The sequence below is a fragment of the Micromonospora sp. NPDC005707 genome, assembly GCF_040631005.1.
Taxonomy (GTDB): Bacteria; Actinomycetota; Actinomycetes; order Mycobacteriales; family Micromonosporaceae; genus Micromonospora.
On sequence record NZ_JBEXYR010000002.1, the window covers coordinates 124,325 to 146,269 of the forward strand.

Here is a 21,945-nt window from a genome sequence, read left to right on the forward strand (position 1 = left end):
AGTTCCCTCCGGGGCCTTTCGTACAAGTAGCGGGGACAGGATTTGAACCTGCGACCTCTGGGTTATGAGCCCAGCGAGCTACCGAGCTGCTCCACCCCGCGTCGGCTTGTACAGCCTATCTCATGTCCGCCGTGGAGATCAGCCGGGTTCCCCGAACCCGCCGGCCGAGCCACACACCCCGCACGGCGAAGGGCCCCGGAGTTCCCTCCGGGGCCCTTCGTGCAAGTAGCGGGGACAGGATTTGAACCTGCGACCTCTGGGTTATGAGCCCAGCGAGCTACCGAGCTGCTCCACCCCGCGTCGGCTCGTTAACCGTAGCGTACGGGGCCCCGGACCCGCAAAACGGGCCCGGGGCGCAGTCAGCGCAACCAGTCGCGGATCGCCAGCACCGCGCGCCGGCTGTCGCTGTCGAGCTGGGACCGCGGCGTGGAGGTCCCCTCCCAGCCCAGTTCCCAGAGCACCGTCACCACGTTCCCGATGCGCACCGCGCGGACCAGCCGGACGACCTCCTTCACGGTCGGCGCGCCCTCGTAGTCCGTGGCCGGCCGGCGCACCTCGAACAGCACCGACTCGTCGCCGTACCCGGCGTCCGGGAGCAGCCGCTGGGTCGACGTCAGTCCCTCGCCGCGGTCCGACCCGGTCCGGGTCGGGCAGTCCCGCACGGCCCGCCGCAGCTCGGCCAGCGCGTCGTCGGCCCGCCCGGGCCGGTAGACGGTGATGGTGTGCCGGTAGCTCCCGTCCGGAAGATATCCCTCCGGGGTGCCGGCCAGCTTGAACGCCAGGCTGCGGGCGCGGCGGGTGACGATCCCCGACTCGCCGGGCGTGGCGCCGCAGAGCGCCGGCAGCACCCGTCCCGAGCCGAACGTGCTGCCGGTGCCGGCGTCGTTGGCGGCCGCCAGGGTGAAGAACGCCCGGTCCGGGATCCTCGTCGGGCCGGCAGCCGGCGGCCGGGCGCTCGTCGACGGCGGCGCGTGCGGGGTACGCGCGGAGGGCGGCGGGGTGGTACGCCCCGGCGAGGGCGGGACCGCGGTGGGCGACGGCGACGGGCTGCCGGTGGTGGTGGCCGGCGCCGGGTCGACGTCCGGCCCGGCGGCGAGCACCAGCTGCGCCCCGGCGGCGGTGCCGGCGACCAGAGCGGCGACGGCCAGCGCGCCGACGGCGGCCCGCTGTCGCGCCCGGCGGTCGGCACCCCGGCGCACCCGGTCCGGGGCCGGGAGCGCCCGCTCGTCGGTGTCCGCGGCGAGCGCCCGGTAGAGGCGGGTCAGTTCACGCGACATCGTTGACCTCCAGCTCCTCGGCGGCCACGCCGGGCAGCAGCTCGGCCAGCCGGGCCCGGCCCCGGGACAGCCAGGACTTCACGGTGCCGGTGGGGACCCCCGCCTCCCGGGCGATCTCCTCCACCGACAGGTCGAACAGGTAGTGCAGGGCGAGGGCCTGCCGGTGCCGGGCCGGTAGCTGCCGCAGCGCCCCGACCAGCAGCACGGTGTCCTCGCCGGGCGGCCCGACGTCGGCCGGCGGGCCGGTGCGGCTGGCCGCGAGCCGCCAGCCGCGCAACCGCCGCCAGCGGTCCGTGGCCAGCCGGCTGATCACCAGGCGCAGCCACGCCTCGGGCGCGGGATGGGTGGCCAGCTTCCCCCACTGCCGCCAGGCCCGGGCGTACGCCTCCTGGACCAGGTCCTGGGCGTCACCGGCGTCGTCAGCCACCGCGCGGCCGTACCGGAGCGCCCGCCCCGACGTGCTGCGGTAGAAGTCGTCGAACGTGTGCACATCGCGCATCTGGACTCCCGCCTCCCCCTCACGCCCACCTGCTCTGATGACGGTGGAAGCGGTCACCGGGTTGCGGGTGTTCCGACCGGTATACGACAGAGCCCGTGGCCCGCGACCGCTACGGGTCGCGGACCACGGGCTCGCGTGGTCGGCTCGGCGTCAGCCGTTCGGTGTCGGCGACGACGAGGGCGAGGCCGGCGGCGACGCCGGGGGGCTGCCACTGGCGCCCGGGGCCGGCGACGGGTTCGCCGCCGTCTGTGCCTCCTGGAACGCGGCCATGGCCTCGTCGAGCGCCTTCAGCGCCCGCCCGTACCGCTCGAAGTCGCCGGACGCCTGCGCGGCCTTGACCTCGGTGATCGCGCTCTGCACCCGGCCGGCCGCCTGGGCCAGCTCCCCGTTGAGCACGGGCGGATTGGCGCTCGGCGGCGGGTTGGTCCCGCCCGAGCTGGGCGGCGGCGCGCCGCCGGGTGCCCGCTTGCCCTGCTCGACGAGCTGCTTGATGCCGTCGCTGAGGTTGTTCGCCAGCACCACGTACGAGCCGCCGTCGCCGTACGACAGCAGCACCCTCTGCAACTGCGGGAAGGCGTTCTGGCTGTTGCTCTTCACGTAGACGGGCTCGACGTAGAGCATCCCGTCGCCGAACGGCAGCGACAGCAGGTTGCCGTACTGCACCTGGGACTGACCCGACGAGAGCAGGTTGAGCTGCTGCCGGATATCGCCGTTGTTGGTCATCTGCTGGTGCACCTGGACCGGCCCGGAGATCCGTGTCTGGTCCGGCAGCTCCAACACCTCCAGCTGGGGCCGCCCGTTCACGTACGACCCGGAGATCAGCGCGGCCAGGTTCTCCCGGCGGTTCGGGGTGACCGCCGAGGTGAGCTGGAAGCGCGGCCCTTCCTGCCCGGGGAACTGGGTGAACAGGTAGTACGGCGGCTGCTTCACCCCGCCGTCCGGGGCGTCCGGCGCGTTCGGGACCTGCCAGAAGTCCTGGCCGGAGTAGAAGTCGCCGGGGTCGGTGACGTGGAACCGGGCGAGCAGGTTGCGCTGCACCTTGAACATGTCGGCCGGGTAGCGGAAGTGCTCGGCCAGCTCCGGCGGGATGTCGCCCTTGGGCAGCACGAGTTCACCGCCGAAGGCCTTGTTCCACGCCTTGAGCACCGGGTCGGAGTCGTCGAACGCGTACAGCTTCACCGTGCCGTCGTACGCGTCGACCGTCGCCTTCACCGAGTTGCGGATGTAGTTGACGTTCTCCCGGGCCAGCTGGAAGGTGCCACGGCCGGTCAGCTCGTCGGCCGTCTCGGCCTGGAGGTTGACCCGCTCGGCGTACGGGTAGGTCGCGGCCGTGGTGTAGCCGTCCACGATCCACAGCACCCGGCCGTTCACCACCGCCGGGTACGGGTCGCCGTCCAGGGTGAGGAACGGCGCCACCTTCTCGACCCGGTCACGCGGGTTGCGCACGTAGAGCAGCTTGGACTTGTCGTTGACCGCCTCGGAGAGGAGGAAGTTCGACTCCTGCTCCTTGATCGCGTACAGCAGGCGGCGGGGGAACGAGCCGATCTCGACGCCACCCTCGCCGGTGTAGGTGTAGTACTGCTCGCCACCGGTGGAGGTGGGACGGTCGAACTCGACGTCGCGGTCGCCGGTCTGCCCGACGATCGCGTAGTCGTCGGCCTCCATCCGCTCGCCGTAGTAGATCCGCGGCTGCTGGGCCGGGATCTGCTCGGACGGGGACGAGCAGCCCTGCGTCTCCTTGGCCGCCTCGCCGAGGAAGCCGGAGACGAAGTACGGCGTGCCGTTGCCGCAGACCTGGTTGGCCGGCGCCGCGACCAGCCCGTACCCGTGGGTGTAGACGGTGTGCCGGTTGATCCAGTTGCTCTGCTGCGGGGTCAGCTCGCCGTAGTTGATCTCACGGACGCCGACCACGTAGTCGGAGGTCTTGCCGCTCACCGCGTACCGGTCGATGTCCAGCTTCGGGCCGAAGTCGTAGAAGCCGCGGACCTGCTGGAGCTGCGTGTACGTCTCGGACACCAGCTGCGGGTCGAGCAGCCGGACGTTCTGCACCACCGAGGTGTCGGTGGCCAGGTTGGCCGGCGGGACGAGATTGTTCGCCGCGTAGCCCTTGCTCTTGGTGTCGGCCAGACCGAAGGCGGCCCTCGTCGCCTTGATGCTGCGCTCGATGTACGGCGCCTCCTTGTCCCGCGCGCTCGGCTTGACCTCGAAGGTCTGCACGGCCCACGGGTAGATGCCGCCGATCGCCACCGCCGAGACGCCGAGCAGGGCGAGCGCGATGCCCGGCCAGACCAGGTTCCGCATCCACGCGTTGGAGAACACGATGATCGCGAGGGCCACCACGACGGCGATCCAGGCGAGGATCTCCTTCGCCGGGAGCAGCGCGTTGATGTCCGCGTAGCCGGCGCCGTAGAGCTTGGCGCCCTCGTTGTACTCCAGCAGCATGGCCCGCTGGTCCAGCACGTACGCGATGGCCTTGAGCAGCACGAAGACGGCGACCAGCGAGCTCAGGTGGGCCCGGGCGGCGTTGGTCATCCGGTCCCCGACGCCCTGCAGCCGCACCCCGCCGAAGATGTAGTGCACGGCCAGCGCGCCGAGCAGGGCGAGCACCACCGTGGTGAAGCCGACGCCGAGCAGGTAGCGCCAGAACGGGAGCTGGAAGACGTAGAAGCCGACGTCGACGCCGAACTCCGGGTCCTTCACGCCGAAGCTGCCACCGTTGCGGAACAGCAGCCACTGGCTCCAGCGGCTCTGCGCGGAGAGGCCGGCGAAGAGCCCGATGACCGCGGAGGTCAGGGCGATCCAGGTGCCGAGCCGGGGGCTCAGCAGCATTCGGTAGCGCTCCAGCGTGGCCTGCTCGGCGGAGTGCGGGCGCAGTTGCGGGCGCACCCGGTGGGCCAGCCAGAGGTTGCCGGCGATGATCACCGCCATGCCGAGCCCGATCACCAGGAACAGCAGCAGGCGGGTGGCGAGCACGCCGGTGAAGACCTGGGTGTAGCGGACCTCCTCGAACCAGAGCCAGTCGGTCCACGCGTTGACCCCCCACCCGAGCAGGGTGAAGAGCACGAACACCCCGATCAGGACTCCGATGGTGACGCGTCCGCGCCGGCTCATCCTCGGCAGGGGGCTGCTACGCATGACCACTGTTGGCTCCGCACGCTCGATGTGATCGGCTCCGACCAGGCACCCAGAGTACGGGGTGTTCCTGAACACGTCGGGTCAAGGTCACGTCACGATCGTCCGGTGACCCCGCGTGGCCGGTCAGCAGCGGGTCGGCTGCCCTCCGGCGCGCAGCTTCTCCAGGGCCGTCAACGCGTCGTCCAGCGACGCCACCCTGAGCAACGGCAGGCCGGGCTGCGGGTTGCGGACCGCCTCGGCGCAGTTGTCGGCGGGCACCAGGAAAACCTTCGCCCCGGCCTGCTTGGCGCCGACCAGCTTCTGCGCGATGCCGCCGATCGGGCCGACCCGGCCCTCATCGTCGATGGTGCCGGTGCCGGCGATGACCTTCCCACCGGTCAGGTCGGCCGGCTCCAGCTTGTCGACGATGCCCAGGGCGAACATCAGCCCGGCGCTGGGGCCGCCGATGTCACCGAGGTCGATCTTCAGGGTGAACGGGTGCGGCTGCTGCTGGTCGATCTCGATGCCGATGCGCGGCCGGCCGTCCTGCTCCCGGCTGGTGACCGTGGCGGTGGCCGGCGCGTCGGCACGGGTGTAGCCGATCTTCAACGCGGTGCCGGCCGGCTTGGCGCGGATCAGCTCGGTGAGCCGGGCCGCGCTGGTCACCGGCTGCCCGTCGACCGAGGTGATCACGTCGTTGGGCTTGAGCACGTCGACCGACGGGCCGCCCGCGGTGACCGTCTTGACCAGCACGCGGATCGGGTAGCCCAGCTCGCGCAGGGCCGCCGTCTCGGCGCTGGTCTGCGAGTTCTGGAAGTCCTCGGCGTTGCGCTGCTCGACCTCCTCCTGCGACTCCCCCGGCGGGTAGACCAGCTCGCGCGGCACCACCGCCTCGTCGGACGAGAACCACCCGGCCAGCGCCGAGCGCAGCCGGACGGTGGGCTGCACACCCACCGTGGTCAGCCGGAGCTGCCCGGCCGAGGTGGACGTCGACCGGCCGGTGACCTGGATGATCTCCTTGCCGTCCTCGCTGCCCAGGGTGTTGACGGTCGGGCCGGGACCGAGCACCACGTACGGGATCGGCACGCTCAGCACGCCGACGCTGAGCAGGGCGGTGAGCAGTGCACCGAGGAGTACGGTCATGCCGCGACGTCTCATGCGCCAGAGCGTACCGATCCGGCCCGGAACGTCCGGCGCGGTGACCGCAGGACTTCGCCCTCAGCGCAACGCCGACGCGCACGACCTGCGGCGCGGCCCGCGTACCGTAGAGGTCGTGCCTGATATTCCGTTCGGCTTCGCGCTCCCGGGTGGGCAACCACCAGACCCCAACGATCCCGCGCAGATGCAGCAGTTCATGTCGCAGTTGCAGCACCTGCTCTCCGCGCCGGGCAGCGGGCCGGTCAACTGGGACCTCGCCCGGCAGGTGGCCGCGAGCCAGCTCGCCGCCGCCGGCGACCCGGCGGTCTCGCCGTTCGAACGCAACGCGGTGGAGGAGGCGCTGCGCATCGCCGACCTCTGGCTGGAGCCGGCCACCTCGTGGCCCACCGGCATCCGCACCTCGGTCGCCTGGAACCGCAACGAGTGGATCTTCAAGACCCTCGACGTGTGGCGCAAGCTCTGCGACCCGGTGGCCAGCCGCATGGTCGGCGCCATGGGCGACCTGGTGCCGCCGGAGGCCCGGGCCCAGCTCGGCCCGATGCAGTCGATGGTCGCCACGCTGGGCGGCGCGCTCTTCGGCGGTCAGCTCGGCCAGGCGCTCGGCTCGCTCGCCGCCGAGGTGCTCTCCGCCGGCGACATCGGCCTGCCGCTCGGCCCGGCCGGCACCGCCGCGCTCGTCCCGGCCAACATCCGGGCGTACGGCGAGGGCCTGGAACTCCCCGAGGACGAGGTCCGCCTCTACGTGGCCCTGCGCGAGGCCGCCCACCAGCGGCTCTTCCAGCACGTCCCGTGGCTGCGCGGGCACGTGCTCGCCGCCGTGGAGAACTACGCCGCGGGCATCCGGGTCAACCGGGAGGCGATCGAGGAGGCGATGGGCCGGGTCGACCCGACCGACCCGGAGTCGATGCAGGCCATCGCCCTGGAGGGCATCTTCACCCCCGAGGACACCCCGGCGCAGAAGGCGTCGCTGGCCCGGCTGGAGACGGTGCTCGCCCTGGTCGAGGGCTGGGTGTGCCACGTGGTGGACAGCGCCGCGGGCGACCGGCTGCCGAACGTGGTCCGCCTCGGCGAGGCGTTCCGCCGCCGCCGGGCCGCCGGCGGCCCGGCCGAGCAGACCTTCGCCGCCCTGGTGGGCCTGGAGCTGCGGCCGCGCCGGCTGCGCGAGGCGACCGTGCTCTGGTCGGCGCTCACCGAGCACCGCGGGATCGCCGGCCGGGACGCGGTCTGGGGCCACCCCGACCTGCTCCCGTCGGACGAGGACTTCGCCAACCCGGAGGCGTTCGCCGCGACCACCAGCGACCTGGACGAGGAGCTGGCGAACTTCGACTTCACCGCGCCCGGCGCGCCGGAGGAGCAGGCCCCGGGCGAGGACGACGACAAGTCCTGACGCCGCACGTTGCCGGGGCCCGCACGAGCACTCGTGCGGGCCCCGCCGCGTTCGACCAGCCCGCGCCCGCCGCGCCGCCCTCGGGCGCACCGGTCAGCGCCCGCCGTGCCGGGCCGGGCGGCGGCGGTCGGGGCGCGGCGGGTCGCTCCTGTCAGCCGGGCTGGCCGGAGAGCAGCGCCCGGGTCGCCTCCCAGCCCTCGAAGGCCGGGTCGAGGGTGGCCAGGTCGGCGGGGCCGCGGAGCCGGCGCCAGCCGGCGGTGACCGCCACGTCCCCGGGGCGCGGGGCGGCGGCACGCACCTCGGCCGGCGCGGCGGTGTCCAGGTCCAGCGCCGGCAACCACTCGGGCACGGGCAGCCGGGCGGCCACCCCGAGCAGCCCCGCCCCGCTCCCCTCGACGGGTGCGACCGCGACGGGGCGGCTGGTCAGTGGCCGGAGCAGCTTGCCGAGGGTGAGCCCCGGCACGTCGGGCGCGTCGGCGACCACCACGGCCGCCTGGTCGTACCCGGTCAGCGCGGCGAACACCGCGGCGGCGGTGGGCTCCGGCACCTCGTAGACCGCCGTGCCGGGCCAGACCACCGCGTCGGCCAGCCACCGGTCCTCCGGCGTCACGGCCACGGCGGTTTCGACCTCGTTCAGTGTGGCGAGCAGGTCGACCACGTCCTCGGCGAGCGCGCTCCGCCACCGCGCCGGATCGATGCCCGGCGGCGTCCACCGCACTGGGCCGAGCAACGCCACCACCACACGTCGAGCCACCCGACGACCCTAACCCGTGGCCCACCCACGCCCGGACGACGCGGCAGCGCCATGCCCACCCGTCAGTGGAACGCCATGGAGGTCTCAGGCGCCGCGAGACCTCCATGACGTTCCACTCACCACCTGATCCGCCTTCGACATCCATCTCCCCGGCGACGTCCGCCCGCCACGCGGGACGCCTCCAGGTTCTCGCGATCTTGGCGACTTACCGCTCACCGCGAACGGCAACTCTCCAAGATCGCCAATCGGGCGCGGTCGATCATGAAGTTGGCCGCGGCAAAAGGGGCGAGTCGCGCCGCCAACCTCATGATCGACGGCGCTGGGGGCGAGCTGGGGGGCGGCGGGCCGGGGGCCGGGGGACCGGGGGCCGGGGACCGGGGGCCGGGGGCGCGGGGCCGGGGGCCGGGGGGTCAGTCGGTTAGGGGGACGCCGGAGGTGGCGGCCACGCCCTCCAGGTAGCCGCGGGCTCGCTCGCTCTTCGGGTAGCGGCCGACCAGGGCCCAGAAGGCGGCGTTGTGGCTGGGCACGATGAGGTGCGCCAGCTCGTGCAGCAGCACGTAGTCGATCACCCAGTCGGGCATGTCCTGGATGCGGTGGGAGATCCGGATGGTGCGGTCGGCGGGGGTGCAGGAGCCCCAGCGGCCGTTCTGGTTGGTCACCCAGCGGACGCTGGCCGGGGCGGCGGCCCGCCCGTGCTCGGGCAGGTAGAGGCTGATCAGTCGCGCGGCCCGGGCCAGCAGCTCGGCGTCGGAGCGGGCGAGCCGGCCCTCACGGGCGGCGAGCCGGGCCAGCATCCGGTCGACCCACTCGCTCTCCTCGGCACGGGAGAACTGGTCCGGGATGAGCACGACGACGCGCTCACCGTCGCGGTACGCGGACACCGTGCGTCGCCGGCGCTGGCTGCGCCGCACTTCGACGACGGGCTTCCGCGTCCCGGCCATCACTGGTCCGCGCAGCCTCGGATGACTGTCACGAGGGAAAGCTAATGCGTACTGACCAGGAGTCCGCAAGAGTCAACACGACGACACGCGCCCGGAAAATGGCGGTTGGTCGTCAGGAGTCCTGAAAAATTTCTTTGCGGCGGCAGTTGACCATCACCTGCCGGCCCCTGTCAACGTTAGGTGATCTACGGACGAGCTGTCGCGGTGGGGCCGCCCCGAAGGGGGATCTGAGGGCATTCACCCGGCGTGTCCCCGCGAAACTGACTTATCCGACGTAATGCGGCATGCACACTCTCGACGTCAACTTGCTCACAGAGTCGACGCACAGCTGACATGGAACCGCCCAGACCTGGGTAGGGTCCGCCAACCAGCGGTCACGTGCGTGACCGCGGAGAACCCCCCGGCGCCGGCGCCACCCGTGGCCCGCCGCAGGGAAACCCGCCGGAGGCGTCCGGCGGACGAGACGAGGAGGGCTACCGTGGCCGACCAGGCCCAGACCTACAACGGTTACTGCGTGAAGTGCAAGGAGAAGCGGGACTTCGAGGGCCGCGTGGAGGTCTCGAAGACCGGCATGAACATGGCCAAGGGCAAGTGCCCGGTATGCGGCACAACAGTGAACCGCATCCTCGGCAAGGCCAAGGTCTGACCCTTTCGGGTCGCACGGGGGAGGGGTGGCGACAGCCGCCCCTCCCCCGTCGCATAGCCGACACCGGCTACCGGCGGGTTGTGGAAAACCCGGCCTTCCCTGTGGACAACGCTGGCCACGGGCCGGCGCACCTGTGGACAACGATCGACGGAGAGCGCGGACACGGTCACGATTCGTGGTGTGACCGAACCGGTGCCCCTCCCCCGTCCGACGCTGCTGCCGGGCCTCACCCGGCTGTGGCGGGACCGGCACACCCTCCAGCTCGGGGTGGAACCCGGCCCGGCCGTCCTGCTGGAGCTGACCAGCCCGGGCGTCGCCCGCCTGCTCGACCTGCTCGACGGCACCCGTAGCGAGCGGGCCGTGCTCGCCGCCGCCACCGCCGCGGGGGTGCCGCCGGCCGAGGCCCGGATGCTGCTCGACACGCTCCGGGCCGCCGCTCTCGTCGTACCCGCGCAGACCCTGCTTCCCCGCGACCTCACCGGGCCGGTCCGCGCGCGGCTCAGCGGGGAGGCCGACGCCCTGGCCCTCGCCGCGTCCGCCCTGCCCGGCACGCCGGCCCGGCTGCTGCGCCGCCGGCGGGCGGCGCGCGTGCTGGTCACCGGGGCCGGGCGGCTCGGCGCGTCCATCGCCGTCGCGCTGGCGCAGGCCGGCGTCGGGCACGTCGTACCCGACCTGGCCGGCCCGGTCCGTCCCGGTGACCTGGTGGGCACCGGACTGACCGGCGCGGAGCTGGGCCGTCCGCTGGCGCCCGCGGTGCGGGCGGCGCTGGCCCGGTGCGCGCCGGGCACCGCTACCGCGCCGCTGCGGCCGGGCCGGGCCGACCTGGTGGTCCAGCTCGGCGCCGACCGCCCGGCGGCCCTGCTCGCCGCGGGCTACGCGCGCCGCCGCCAGCCCCACCTCCTGGTCGACCTGCGCGGCGGCGTGCCGGTGGTCGGTCCGCTGGTCCGCCCGCCGGTGGGTCCCTGCCTGCGCTGCCTCGACCTGCACCGGACGGACCGCGACCCGGACTGGCCGGCGCTCGCCGCCCAGCTCGCGGCCGGCGACGGCGACCGGGCCTGCGCGGCCACCACCCGGCTGGCCGCGGCGGCCTACGCGGCGGCCGAGGTGTTGGCCCACCTCGACGGGGGCACCCCCGAGACGCTCGGTTGCGCGGTCGAAATCGGACAGCCGGGCCGGTTCCGGCATCGCCGGTGGCCGCCGCACCCCTCCTGCGGATGCTCCGGGCGTCGCCCGATCCGGTCTGCCGCACCCGCTCCCGGCCGCACGGCAGCAGTGGGCCCGCCGAGTCGGTAACAATGACCGGGTGACCGACATCCCGCGCCGGGCCGTGTCCCGGACCGCCAAGCTCGCCGCTCTGCCGCTCGGTTTCGCCGGTCGGACCGTCCTCGGCATGGGCAAGCGGGTCACCGGGCTCGCGTCCGACGTCATCTCCGCCGAGATCCAGCAGCGCACCGCCGAGCAGCTGTTCAGCGTGCTCGGGCAGCTCAAGGGCGGGGCCATGAAGTTCGGGCAGGCCCTGTCGGTCTTCGAGGCGGCGCTGCCGGACGAGATCGCGGCGCCCTACCGCCAGGCGCTCACCAAGCTCCAGGAGGCCGCCCCGCCGCTGCCCGCGGCGACCGTGCACAAGGTGCTCGCCGAGCAGCTCGGGCCCGACTGGCGGGACCGGTTCGTGGAGTTCAACGACACCCCGGCCGCCGCCGCCAGCATCGGCCAGGTGCACCGCGCGGTCTGGCGCGACCCGGGGTACGGGCCGAACGGCGGCCCGCGGCACCGGGACGTGGCCGTGAAGATCCAGTACCCGGGCGCCGGGGACGCCCTGCTCGCCGACCTGAAGCAGCTCTCCCGGCTGGGCGGCATGTTCCGCGCGATCCAGCCCGGGCTGGACGTCAAGCCGCTCCTGACCGAGCTGCGCGAGCGGATCACCGAGGAGCTGGACTACGAGCTGGAGGCCGAGTCGCAGCGCGCCTTCGCGGCCGCGTACGTCGGCGACCCGGACATCTACATCCCCGAGGTGCTCGACGCCGCGCCCCGGGTGCTGATCACCGAATGGGTCGAGGGCACCCCGCTGTCGCAGATCATCCGGGAGGGCACCGAGGAGCAGCGCGACGAGGCCGGGCGGCTGATGGCCGAGCTGCACCTCTCCGCGCCGATGCGGGCCGGGCTGCTGCACGCCGACCCGCACCCGGGCAACTTCCGGCTGCTCCCCGACGGCCGGCTCGGCGTCATCGACTTCGGCGCGGTGGCCCGGATGCCGGAGGGGACCCCGGAGCCGATCGGCCGGATCGCCGCGCTGGCGCTGCGCGACGACGCGGACGCGGTGGTCGCCGGGCTGCGCGACGAGGGTTTCGTGAGCCCCACCGAGCCGATCGACGCCGAGGGGGTGCTGGACTTCCTCCGGCCGATGCTGGAGCCGATCGCCGTGGACGAGTTCCGGTTCACCCGGGCCTGGCTGCGCGCGCAGGCGGCCCGGCTGGCAAGCCCGCGCTCCCCCACCTACCAGCTCAGCCGGCAGCTCAACCTGCCGCCGTCGTACCTGATGATCCACCGGGTGACGCTGGGCTCGATCGGGGTGCTCTGCCAGTTGGAGGCGAAGGCGCCCTACCGGGCGATCCTGGAGCGCTGGCTGCCCGGCTTCGCCCCGGTGGCCTGACCGCGCGTACGCCGGAGGGGCGGTGACCGTACGGTCACCGCCCCTTCCGTGGTGTAGGGATCTAGAGAACGCCCAGGTCGCGGGCCGACTGGCTACGGCTACGCATGGCGACGGTACGGGCGGAACGGGTTGCCTCAGTGCTCGTGGTGGTGCCAGCCTGAGGCCGGCGCATTCGAGCCCGGGACAACGCTTCGTGAAGTAGTTGCATCTCGGTTCCATTCGGCAGGTGCAGCATCGTTTCGGCTTTCTCGTGGCCGGTGAGGATCACCGGCGGGGACGTTGGAACGGGGTTGTGTCAGGCTGCCAGCCGGACGGAGCTACGCGACTCGGACAGCCCACTGGCCGCCAGTCGCGCCTCCGCCTCGACCCGGAGCTGGGCGTCACGGGCGAGGTCCTCCTTGCGCGGACGGCCACGGGGCCGCTTACGCGGGACGACCGCGCCACGCTCGAAGATCTCGCCGCCCCAGACGCCCCAGGGCTCGGACCGCTCCACCGCGCCGGCGAGGCACTCGACGCGCAGCGGGCAGTCCCCGCAGAGCGACTTGGCCAGCTCGAGCTCGGCAGGCGAGTCGGAGAACCACAGGTCGGGGTCGAACTTCCGGCAGGGCAGGTTCGCCTCCACCTCGACGCTCACGTCGAGCGGGGCCAACGCCAGACTCATCCTCCGGTCACCTCTCTCTCACTTCGATCTCGTGGATCGCATTCGTTCGGCACTACGGCAGTGCAAAAAAACTGAGGCCGCGGATCCCGGTATGCGGGTTCCGCGGCCTCGAGGTGAGCCGGTGGTCTGGTGGATCAGACCGGTCTACCTCGAGGTGGAACGCCGCGGACATCCGTGCGCTTCTTGACGTCACCGATGCCCATGCCCGTGAAGCCACTGGTCCCCTCGATCTCCGCGAGCGGCGCAACGGTCAGGTTCAGCTCGGCCTGAACCTGGGCCTGGTGCACCTGCGGAGCCGACGGTCGAGCGGCAAGGGCCACCCGGACGGACGACAGCGGAGCGCAGGCAGCTGGCATCGCCGCCAGACGCTCATAGGTGAAGATCTCCACGGGTGCCACCTCCCTCAACGTTCCTCGTGCCGACCTTGGACTCATCCCCCGTGAGCAGCCAGAATGGCGCCGCTCGCGAGGTGTGTCATGAGGCTATTCCTCGCCTCGGGGCGAGGGCAAACGATTTACGGCTAGATTTCGAAACTTTTCTGCGGGCAGACATCGTCCACCCCCGCACCGGCCACCAGGGCCAGCACCGTATCGCCGTAAAGTCCCAGTTTGCGGGGGCCGATCCCGGCGATCGCGATCAGCTCCTCGGTGCGGCCCGGCTTCCGCTCGGCCAGCGCGGTGAGCGTGGCGTCGGTGAAGACCACGTACGCCGGCACCTTCTGCGCCCCGGCCACCCGCTGCCGCCACTCGCGCAACCGCTCGTACAGCTCTTCGTCCAGGTCGGACGGACACGTCGGGCAGCGGCCCAGCTTCCGGTCCGCCCCTGCGAGCAGGGTGGCCCCGCAGATCCGGCAGGAGACCACCTGGGGACGCCGCCGCTCGGTGCGCCGGCCCGCGCCCGCGCCGGCCCGCTCACCGCCGCCGGAGCGGTCCAGCTGGGGCAGGAACCGGGACGGCCGCCGGGCCCGGCCGCCGGGCGAGCGGGCCGCCGCGTACGACAGCCAGAGCCACTCCCGCGCCCGGGTGACCCCGACGTAGAGCAGCCGCCGCTCCTCCTCGACCTGCTCGGGCGTCTTCGCATACGTGGTGGGCAGGGTGCCCTCGGCCAGCCCGACCAGGAAGACGGCGTCCCACTCCAGGCCCTTGGCCGAGTGCAGTGAGGCGAGCGTTACCCCCTCCACGGTGGGCACGTGCTGCTGGGCGGCCCGCCGGGCGAGCTCCTCGTTGAAGTCGCCCAGGGTGACCGGGCGCTCGATCGCGGCGGCCTCGCCGATCGGCACCACCTCGGGCGTGGCCGCGTACTCCTCGGCGAGCTGCACCAGGGCGGCGAGCGCCTCCCACCGTTCGCGGGCGGCCCCGCCGGCTGGGGGCGCGTCGGGTGCCCAGCCGACCGCGGCGAGCCCCTCCACGACGGCGGCCGGCAGCGGGGTCTCGCCGGGAATGGACCGGGTGGCGGCGCGCAGCGCGATCATGGCCTGGCGCACCTCGGGGCGCTCGAAGAAGCGCTCCGCCCCCTGCACGACGTACGGCACCGCGGCCTCGGTGAGCGCCTTCTCGTACGCCTCGGACTGCGCGTTGGTGCGGAACAGCACCGCGATCTCCCGGGCCGGGGTGCCGCCGTCGACAAGTGCCCGGCAGCGGGCCGCCACCGCGTTGGCCTCGGCCGGCTCGTCGGTGAAGATCCGCAGCTCGGGTTCGGGGCCGGGCGGGCGCTGGCCGTGCAACTCCAGCCGGAGCCGGGCCTCGGCGCCCCGGGCCTGGGAGATCACCGCGTTGGCCAGCCCGACCACCTGCGGGGTGGAGCGGTAGTCGCGGACCAGCCGGACCACCGTGGCGTTGCGGTGCCGGCGCGGGAAGTCGATCAGGTAGGACGAGGTCGCCCCGGTGAACGAGTAGATGGTCTGGCTGGCGTCACCGACGACGGTGAGGTCGTCCCTGCCGCCGAGCCAGGCGTCCAGCAGCCGCTGCTGCAGCGGGTTCACGTCCTGGTACTCGTCGACCACGAAGTGCCGGTACTGGCCACGGACCTGCTCGGCCACGTCGGCGTGCTCCTCGATCCCCCAGACCGCGGCGCGCAGCATGTCCTCGAAGTCGATCACCCCGTTGCCGCGCTTGAGCCGCTCGTACGCGTCGAAGACCTCGGCCACCTTCGCCGGCTCGTGCGGGGTCTCGCGCAGCGCCTTGGCGGCTGCCACCACGTACTCGCCCGGCTCGACCAGCGACGACTTGGCCCACTCGATCTCACCGGCCAGGTCGCGGGCGGCGGCCCGGTCGGCCCGCAGGCCCACCTTGGCCGCGGCCAGCGTCACCACCCGGACCTTGCTGTCCAGCAACTCGGGCATGGCCCGGCCCTCCAGCAGCCGGGGCGCGAAGTAGCGGACCTGGCGCAGCGCCGCCGCGTGGAAGGTGCGCGCCTGCACACCGCCCACGCCCAGCCCGGTGAGCCGGGCCCGCATCTCGGCGGCGGCCCGGGCGGTGAATGTGACGGCCAGCACGTGCCGGGGGGAGATGTCACCGGTGAGCGCCCGGTGCGCGATCCGGGAGGTCACCGCCCGGGTCTTGCCGGTCCCGGCGCCGGCGAGGATGCACACCGGGCCGGCCGGGGCGGTCACCGCGGACCGCTGCTCCGGGTCGAGGCCGGCCAGCACCCGTTCCGCCGCTGAGTGAACCACCACAGCCAGGAATCATTCCAGCCTCCGGCGATGTTGCAGCGATTAGCCTGGCCTGATCGGACCGGGCGCGAGTCACCCCTTGGAGGACCTGACCATGTTGACGATGTATTCCACCCCGTGGTGCGGCTACTGCCACCGGCTGAAGTCGCAGCTCGACCGGGAGGGCATCGCGTACGAGGTGGTCGACATCGAGCAGGACACGAAGGCCGCGGAGTTCGTGATGAGCGTCAACGGCGGCAACCAGACCGTCCCGACGCTGCGGTTCGACGACGGCACCGCCCTGACCAACCCCTCGATCACCCAGGTCAAGCAGCACCTGACCAGCATCGCCGGCTGACCCGGTCCGCACGCTCTGACCAGCGGCCGCCCCGACCCGGGGCGGCCGCTGTCGCGTCTCAGGGCGCCCGACGCCGGCGCGTCGCCGCGAGCACCTCGTGGTCGAGCGGGCGGCGGGGGGCCGGGACGTGGACCAGGACGGGCCGGGGCGCGGTGAGCCGGCGGCCACGCCAGAGGTAGAGGCCGGCGGCCGTGGTGGTCACCCCGACCAGGGCGAAGAGCAGGCGGTAGTCGAAGACGCCCACGAGCAGCGCGCCCGCGCCGATGGAGACCGCCTGGGGGCCGCTGACCAGCGCCTCCGCGGCGGCGGCGACCCGACCGAGCAGCCCCGGCGGGGTCCGCCGCTGGATCAGCGTGTTCAGCCCGACCATGGTCAGCGGCAGGGAGACCCCGGCCAGCAGCAGCGCCACCACACCGAGCCAGAGCCCGGGGTACGCGAGCGCCAGCGCGGCCGGCCCGAAGAAGGTCACCCCGGCGGCGAGCGCCCCCACCTCACCGGCCCGGCGCACCACGGCGGCCGAGACGAGCCCGCCGACCAGCCCGCCGACCCCCTGCACGGTGACCAGCACACCGACGAACGCGGCGTCCCGGCCCAGCCCCAGGTCGACGTACGCGAAGATCAGCGACTCGGTGAAGCCCATCATGAGCGAGCCCAGCCCGTACCCGAGCAGGGCCCGGCGCAGCGCGGAGTCGCCGGCCAGGTGCCGCAGCCCCGCGCCCAGCCCCGCCGGCCAGCGGGGCGCGGACCCGGCCGGGGTGGTCTCGGTGACCGGGAGCACGCCGACGACCGCGGCGGCCGTGACGAAGCCGGCCATGGCCAGGGCGACCAGCAGCCAGCCGCCGACCGCGGCGTAGAGCCCGGCCCCGGCCAGCGGGCCGACCAGCCGCAGCCCCTGCCGGACGGTCTGCAGCACCCCGTTGGCGTCGGCCAGCAGGTCGCTCGGCACCAGGTGCCGGATGAGCCCGCTGAGCACCGCGCTCAGGGTGATGTACGACAGCCCGTAGAGCCCCGCCACCACGTAGATCACCCAGACGTCGGCGCGGCCGTGGACCGCGAAGAGCGGGCAGAGCAGCACGGCCGTGCCGAGGTTCGCGGCCACGAAGAACGGCCGGCGGCGGCACCGGTCGACCACCCACCCGACCAGCGGCGCCAGCACCATCGGGGCGATCACCGCGAAGATGGTCGCCCCGGCCATGCCGTCCGACCCGGTCAGGTCCTTGACCCAGACGGCCAGGGCCAGCAGCAGGATCGACTCGGCCGCCATGCTCGCCAGCAGCGCGACGAAGAGCAGGCGGAAGTCGCGGCGGCGCAGGACGGTGCGCATCGGGTTCCCTCCGGGTTTTTGTCGCGTGACACGCCCCCGCCGGACCCTCCGACACCGGTCGCGCCGTCCATACTGACCGTGGGGGGCGAATTTCATACAGTTACCGTCGCGTCCTGCGACGGTCGACGGGAAAGAGGACACCGTGCCTCCTGCCGCACCAGGCCCGATCCTGCGCCGTCGCAGGCTCGGCATCGAGCTGCGCCGACTCCGTGAACAGGCCGGCCTCACCGGCGACCAGGTCATCGAGCGGATCGGCTGGGCCTCCGCGTCCAAGCTGTCCCGCCTGGAGAACGGCCGCAGCCGTCCCGACCCGGACGACGTGGGCGTCCTGTTGACCCTCTACGGCGCGCAGGATGAGCTGCGCGAGGAGTTGCTGGGCATCACCCAGGACGCCGGCGACATGCGCGGCTGGCTGCGCAACTTCCCGGTGATGACCCAGCAGCAGCGCGGCTTCGCCGAGCTGGAGGCGGGCTGCGCGGAGATCTCCGAGTACAACCCGGTCCTGGTGCCGGGGCTGTTGCAGACCCCGGGGTACGCCCGGCACCGCATCTTGTCCGCGGCCCAGGTGGCCGAGGAGGCCGGCGACCCGGAGACCGAGGACCCGGAGACCGAGGTACGCGCCCGGCAGGCCCGCCAGTCGCTGCTGACCCGCTCCCCCGACGCGCCGCGCTACACGGCCGTGCTGGAGGAGGCGGCGCTCGGCCGCCGGGCCGGCCCGCCCGAGGTGCTGCATGAGCAGATCGTCCACCTCTGCGAGCTGGCCCTGCTGCCCAACGTGACGCTGCGCCTGCTGCTGCGGGACACCCGGGTGGGTGACTGGTACCTCCCGCCGACCGCCTTCTCGGTCTACCGGTTCGCCGATCCGCTCGATCCGGAGACGCTGGCCATCGAAGGTGGGTTCACCGACGTCATGTCGACCGAGGCAAACACCCTAAATCGCTATAAAGTGGTGTTCGAGTGGCTGAGCTCGGCGGCACTCTCCGCATCGGACACCCTCTCCTGGCTGATCGAGGCGACGGGACGGCTGACCGGCACGGCAGTCGAGTCCACAGTGGCGCTCGGGCCGGCAACGGCGCCGACCCAGCGCCGCCGCGACTCGGGGCGCCTGACGACGGACCGGTGATCCACGGGGACGGTCCGGCCTGCGGCGTCACTCGTCCCCATCGGAGCACTCCAGACCAGGAGCAGAACCATGAACGAGATCCGCAACAACTCGTCCGAGCAGCTCGCCGGCGCCGCCTGGCGCAAGAGCACCCGCAGCCAGACCTCGAACTGCGTGGAGGTCGCACCGCTGCGCACCGGACCGGAGGCGGTGGCCCTGCGGGACAGCAAGGACCCGCGTGGTCCGGTGCTGCTGTTCAACCGGGCCGGCTGGCTCGGCTTCATCGCCGGCGCGAAGAACGGCCAGTTCGACCTGAACTGATCCGGCGAGCTTCCGGGGGCCGTCGGCGCAGCGCCGGCGGCCCCTTGCGTGTCCGTCCCCGACAACGTGCCGACCTCGGGTCACCCGATCGGTCGACGCCGCGAACGATAGGCGGGTTTCACTTGCTGGGACGACGCACGGGCGTAACATGACGCAAGAGTGACGTGGAAGTTGCAGTCTGCATCCGTCCGTCCGCACCGGGGGCCACCATGCGGTTCCTGATCGTCCGCACCGAGATCCGTACCGCCGCCGACACCGACATCGCCGCCGCCTGGGCCGGCGGAGGTCGGCTGCGGGACGAGACCAGCGCGCCGGAACCGCGCCGCCAGGTCGTCCACGCCGAGGACCGGGACGCCGCCCTGCTGCTCGCCCGTGCGCTGTCCACCGTGGGAGCCGTCCGCGCCGGCCGGCACCGGGTCAAGGTGCTGCCCATCGAGGAACTGCACCCGGGCCACCCCTACCACTGGGGCGGTGCTTGACCCGCCACTGACGTCCGTCGCGACCGGACCGGCTCCCCCGCCGCGTTCCACGCCTTACCGGTCACGACGGCCCGTGTTCCCGGCCCGTGACCGCCGCGGCAACGACGGTCCGGGCCGGGACCGCGTCCAACGGTGTCCCCCAACGGCCAGCAGACCACGCCTCCGCGCCTCCGCGCCTTCGTGCGCCCCGGACCGCGTCCGGCCCGCTGGGTCCGCCGGCCGGCGGATCGCCGGGTCAGCAGTGGCCGTCGAGCCAGCGGTGGACCAGGAAGAGGGCGATCGACGACGGTGGCGGGAGCAGCAGGCGGTCGCCGCCCTCCACCCGGACCGGCTGACCGGCCAGTGCGGCGCCGATCTCCCGCCGGGCGAACCAGCGGGCGTGGGCGATCTCGGCCGGGTCCACCCGGATCGGCGCGTCGGCGTCGGCGCGGGCCAGGAAGCCGAGCATCAGCGAGCCGGGGAACGGCCAGGACTGGCTGCCGGCGTACCCGATCTCCTCGACCGCGACGCCGACCTCCTCGCGGACCTCGCGCAGCACGGCGGCCTCGGCCGACTCCCCCGGCTCCACGTAGCCGGCCAGGCAGGAGTAGCGGCGCTCACCCGGGGTGCTCGGCCAGGTGGCGTTGTTGCCCAGCAGGCAGCGCCCGTCCGGGCCGTCCACGCCGTCGTGCACCAGCACGATCATCGCCGGGTCGGTGCGCGGCCAGATCCGGCCGCCGGCCGGGTCGACGCGGGACCAGCCGGCCTCGTCCACCTCGGTCGGCTGGCCGCTGGACGAGGAATAGCCGTGCCGGACGTGCCAGTTGAGCAGCGCCAGCGCGGTGGTGAAGATCCCGGCGTCGCGGTCGGTCAGCAGGTGGCCGACCTCGCGCAGGTTCACCCGGCGGGTGCCGGCCAGCTCGGGCAGCGGCCCGTCCACCGCGAAGACCGGCACGCCGTCCGGCTCGACGCCGAGGAACATCGGCACCGACCGGGGCACCTCGGGCAGCTCGCCGGAGCCGACCAGCACCAGCTCCGGCGGGGCCGTCGCGCCGCGAACCAGCGCGCGACCCTCGTCGGCCGAGTCCAGCACGAGCACCCGCGCCTGCTCCCAGGCCTCGGCGAGCCAGCCCGGGTCGGTCCGCCGGTGCGCCGCCCGGTCCAGCGCGGTCCGGGCCAGCGGTGGGGCGGCCTCGCCGGTCATGTGGACTCCGTGCGGACCGGGGCGAGCGCGGCCAGGCCGTCGGCGACCCGCTCGGCGTCGCCGAGCACCACGGTGACCGCCTGCGCCGGCGCGAGGTAGCGGGCCGCCGCCGCGGCCACGTCGTCCACGGTCGCCGCGGCCAGCCGGGCGGCGTGCTCGGCGAGGAAGTCCAGGCGCAGCCCGTTGCCGGCGTACGCGCTGGTCAGCGAGGCCAGCCCCGCCTGCGTGGACATGCCGAGCTGGAGCGTGCCGAGGGCGTACTGGCGGGCCTGCTCCAACTCGTCCGGCTTGGGCGGCAGGGCGGCCAGCCGGCCCAGCTCGTACATGGTCTCCAGCAGGGCGGGCGCGGTCACCTCCGTGGCCACCTCGGCGGCGGCGACCAGCACCGACCCGGCCACCGAGTGCTCGACCAGCGAGTGCGGCCCGTACGTGTAGCCCTTGTCCTCGCGGATGTTCTCCACCCAGCGGGAGGAGAAGTAGCCGCCGAAGAGCAGGTTGGCCAGTTGCAGCGCGGCGTGGTCCGGGTGGGTGCGGGGCACCGCGGGCAGGGCGATCCGCAGCGAGGACTGCACCGAGCCGGGCCGGTCGACCAGCAGCACCGGACCGGGCTCCAGCGGCGGCGCGGGCGGCAGCTCGGCCGCCTGTCCCTCCCCCTTCCAGCCGGAGAGCGCCCGCTCGGCGGCGTCCAGCGCCTTCTCCGGCTGCACGTCGCCGACCAGCACCAGCACCGCGCCGGCCGGGTGCACCCGCTCGGCGTGCAGCCGCCGCAGCACCGGGGGCTTCACCGCGCGCACCTGGTCCGGCTCGGGGGTCTGCACCGCGTACGGGTGCCGGCCGTAGATCCGCTTGAGCAGCGCGGTGCGGGCCAGGTGGGCGGGCTGGCTCTGGGCGACCTGGATCCGGTCGACCAGCCGGTCCCGCTCGGTCTCCACCCAGTCGGCCGGGTAGGTGGCCCCGGTGAGCACCTCGGCGAGCAGCTCCAGCATCCGGTCCAGCCCGGTGACCAGGCCCGCACCGGAGAGCATGAGCCGGTCCGGGTCGACGCCGGCGGAGAGGCCGCCGCCGACCTTCTGCAACTCCGCGGCGAGCTGGGTCGCCGTGTAGGTCTCCGTGCCGGAGAGCAGGGTCTGCGCGAGCATCCCGCCGCGGGCCAGGTGGGTACGCCCGAACGGCATCCAGAGCCGCACCTCGACCAGCGGGATCGCGCTGCGGCGCACCGCGATCACGGTGAGGCCGTTGCCGAGCGTGCGCTCGGCCTGCTGCGGAAGCTTGAGCCTGCGGTTGGGGCCGAGCGCCGGCAGCGACCGGGTGCCCGTCTCCACGGTTGCCGTCACTGAGCTTTCTCCGTTCGCGACTGCGGGGCTCGCAACCCCGGCTCACTCCTCGCGCTCACCGGGCCTTCTTCCGTTCGCGACTGCGGGGCTCGCAACCCCGGCTCACT

General features: G+C 73.4%; 20 protein-coding genes and 2 tRNA genes. 8 read left to right on the top strand and 14 right to left on the bottom strand.

The window, feature by feature from the left end:
- Positions 1–27 precede the first annotated feature (27 nt).
- The 6 genes from ABZ452_RS03135 to ABZ452_RS03160 all read right to left on the bottom strand — a co-directional run bounded on the left by ABZ452_RS03135 (position 28) and on the right by ABZ452_RS03160 (position 6,048).
- Positions 28–101: transfer RNA gene (locus ABZ452_RS03135), tRNA-Met, on the bottom strand.
- A gap of 125 nt (positions 102–226) precedes the next feature.
- Positions 227–300: transfer RNA gene (locus tag ABZ452_RS03140), tRNA-Met, on the bottom strand.
- Between the two features lie 59 nt (positions 301–359).
- Positions 360–1,277 carry a hypothetical protein gene (locus ABZ452_RS03145; RefSeq protein WP_357938390.1) on the bottom strand — a complete coding sequence of 306 codons (918 nt, stop codon included), beginning with the start codon at positions 1,275–1,277 and terminating at the stop codon, positions 360–362.
- Positions 1,267–1,776, bottom strand: a complete 510-nt coding sequence (locus tag ABZ452_RS03150) for a SigE family RNA polymerase sigma factor (RefSeq protein WP_357938392.1) — start codon at positions 1,774–1,776, stop codon at positions 1,267–1,269. The genes ABZ452_RS03145 and ABZ452_RS03150 overlap by 11 nt, the downstream gene beginning before the upstream one ends.
- A 150-nt stretch (positions 1,777–1,926) precedes the next feature.
- A complete protein-coding gene (locus tag ABZ452_RS03155; RefSeq protein ID WP_357938394.1) occupies positions 1,927–4,911 on the bottom strand; it encodes a UPF0182 family protein in 2,985 nt (994 codons plus the stop codon).
- Between the two features lie 123 nt (positions 4,912–5,034).
- Positions 5,035–6,048 carry a PDZ domain-containing protein gene (locus ABZ452_RS03160; RefSeq protein ID WP_357938396.1) on the bottom strand — a complete coding sequence of 338 codons (1,014 nt, stop codon included), beginning with the start codon at positions 6,046–6,048 and terminating at the stop codon, positions 5,035–5,037.
- Between the two features lie 184 nt (positions 6,049–6,232).
- Between ABZ452_RS03160 and ABZ452_RS03165 the strand changes: the two genes are divergently transcribed.
- Positions 6,233–7,435 (top strand): zinc-dependent metalloprotease, encoded by a 1,203-nt coding sequence (locus ABZ452_RS03165; protein WP_357939078.1) that lies wholly within the window; start codon positions 6,233–6,235, stop codon positions 7,433–7,435.
- Positions 7,436–7,586: 151 nt separating this feature from the next.
- On the opposite strand, the gene ABZ452_RS03170 is transcribed toward ABZ452_RS03165, so the two are convergent.
- Positions 7,587–8,189, bottom strand: a complete 603-nt coding sequence (locus ABZ452_RS03170) for a hypothetical protein (RefSeq protein ID WP_357938398.1) — start codon at positions 8,187–8,189, stop codon at positions 7,587–7,589.
- A gap of 410 nt (positions 8,190–8,599) precedes the next feature.
- Positions 8,600–9,130 carry a M48 family metallopeptidase gene (locus ABZ452_RS03175; protein WP_357938400.1) on the bottom strand — a complete coding sequence of 177 codons (531 nt, stop codon included), beginning with the start codon at positions 9,128–9,130 and terminating at the stop codon, positions 8,600–8,602.
- A gap of 478 nt (positions 9,131–9,608) precedes the next feature.
- Between ABZ452_RS03175 and ABZ452_RS03180 the strand changes: the two genes are divergently transcribed.
- The 3 genes from ABZ452_RS03180 to ABZ452_RS03190 all read left to right on the top strand — a co-directional run bounded on the left by ABZ452_RS03180 (position 9,609) and on the right by ABZ452_RS03190 (position 12,426).
- Positions 9,609–9,776: a DUF5679 domain-containing protein gene (locus ABZ452_RS03180; protein ID WP_012014940.1), complete on the top strand. Its 168-nt coding sequence runs from the start codon at positions 9,609–9,611 to the stop codon at positions 9,774–9,776.
- 180 nt (positions 9,777–9,956) lie between these two features.
- The gene (locus tag ABZ452_RS03185; protein WP_357938402.1) at positions 9,957–11,069 is read left to right on the top strand and encodes a TOMM precursor leader peptide-binding protein; all 1,113 of its coding nucleotides are present in this window, start codon (positions 9,957–9,959) and stop codon (positions 11,067–11,069) included.
- 10 nt (positions 11,070–11,079) lie between these two features.
- The gene (locus tag ABZ452_RS03190; protein ID WP_357938404.1) at positions 11,080–12,426 is read left to right on the top strand and encodes an AarF/ABC1/UbiB kinase family protein; all 1,347 of its coding nucleotides are present in this window, start codon (positions 11,080–11,082) and stop codon (positions 12,424–12,426) included.
- Between the two features lie 295 nt (positions 12,427–12,721).
- Here ABZ452_RS03190 and ABZ452_RS03195 read toward each other — a convergent pair whose 3' ends face one another.
- From ABZ452_RS03195 to ABZ452_RS03205, 3 genes are all read right to left on the bottom strand, one after another.
- Positions 12,722–13,087 carry a WhiB family transcriptional regulator gene (locus ABZ452_RS03195; RefSeq protein WP_357938406.1) on the bottom strand — a complete coding sequence of 122 codons (366 nt, stop codon included), beginning with the start codon at positions 13,085–13,087 and terminating at the stop codon, positions 12,722–12,724.
- A 134-nt stretch (positions 13,088–13,221) separates the two neighbouring features.
- Entirely contained in the window at positions 13,222–13,476 is a 255-nt protein-coding gene (locus ABZ452_RS03200; protein WP_357938408.1) for a hypothetical protein, read from the bottom strand.
- A gap of 131 nt (positions 13,477–13,607) precedes the next feature.
- Positions 13,608–15,761, bottom strand: coding sequence for an ATP-dependent DNA helicase UvrD2 (locus tag ABZ452_RS03205; RefSeq protein ID WP_357938410.1), 2,154 nt, complete (start codon positions 15,759–15,761; stop codon positions 13,608–13,610).
- Between the two features lie 91 nt (positions 15,762–15,852).
- Here ABZ452_RS03205 and ABZ452_RS03210 point away from each other — a divergent pair, with 91 nt between their 5' ends.
- The gene (locus ABZ452_RS03210; RefSeq protein WP_357938412.1) at positions 15,853–16,095 is read left to right on the top strand and encodes a mycoredoxin; all 243 of its coding nucleotides are present in this window, start codon (positions 15,853–15,855) and stop codon (positions 16,093–16,095) included.
- Between the two features lie 58 nt (positions 16,096–16,153).
- Here the strand turns inward: ABZ452_RS03210 and ABZ452_RS03215 are convergent, their stop codons facing one another.
- The gene (locus ABZ452_RS03215) at positions 16,154–17,419 is read right to left on the bottom strand and encodes an MFS transporter (protein ID WP_357938414.1); all 1,266 of its coding nucleotides are present in this window, start codon (positions 17,417–17,419) and stop codon (positions 16,154–16,156) included.
- 142 nt (positions 17,420–17,561) lie between these two features.
- Between ABZ452_RS03215 and ABZ452_RS03220 the strand changes: the two genes are divergently transcribed.
- From ABZ452_RS03220 to ABZ452_RS03230, 3 genes are all read left to right on the top strand, one after another.
- A complete protein-coding gene (locus ABZ452_RS03220) occupies positions 17,562–18,542 on the top strand; it encodes a helix-turn-helix transcriptional regulator (protein WP_357938416.1) in 981 nt (326 codons plus the stop codon).
- 69 nt (positions 18,543–18,611) lie between these two features.
- Complete coding sequence (locus ABZ452_RS03225) at positions 18,612–18,842, top strand: DUF397 domain-containing protein (RefSeq protein ID WP_357938418.1); 231 nt, start codon at positions 18,612–18,614, stop codon at positions 18,840–18,842.
- Positions 18,843–19,051: 209 nt separating this feature from the next.
- A complete protein-coding gene (locus tag ABZ452_RS03230; protein ID WP_357938420.1) occupies positions 19,052–19,321 on the top strand; it encodes a hypothetical protein in 270 nt (89 codons plus the stop codon).
- A gap of 235 nt (positions 19,322–19,556) precedes the next feature.
- On the opposite strand, the gene nudC is transcribed toward ABZ452_RS03230, so the two are convergent.
- Positions 19,557–20,504, bottom strand: coding sequence for an NAD(+) diphosphatase (gene nudC, locus ABZ452_RS03235; RefSeq protein WP_357938422.1), 948 nt, complete (start codon positions 20,502–20,504; stop codon positions 19,557–19,559).
- Positions 20,501–21,838: a pitrilysin family protein gene (locus ABZ452_RS03240; protein WP_357938424.1), complete on the bottom strand. Its 1,338-nt coding sequence runs from the start codon at positions 21,836–21,838 to the stop codon at positions 20,501–20,503. The genes nudC and ABZ452_RS03240 overlap by 4 nt, the downstream gene beginning before the upstream one ends.
- Positions 21,839–21,945 lie beyond the last annotated feature (107 nt).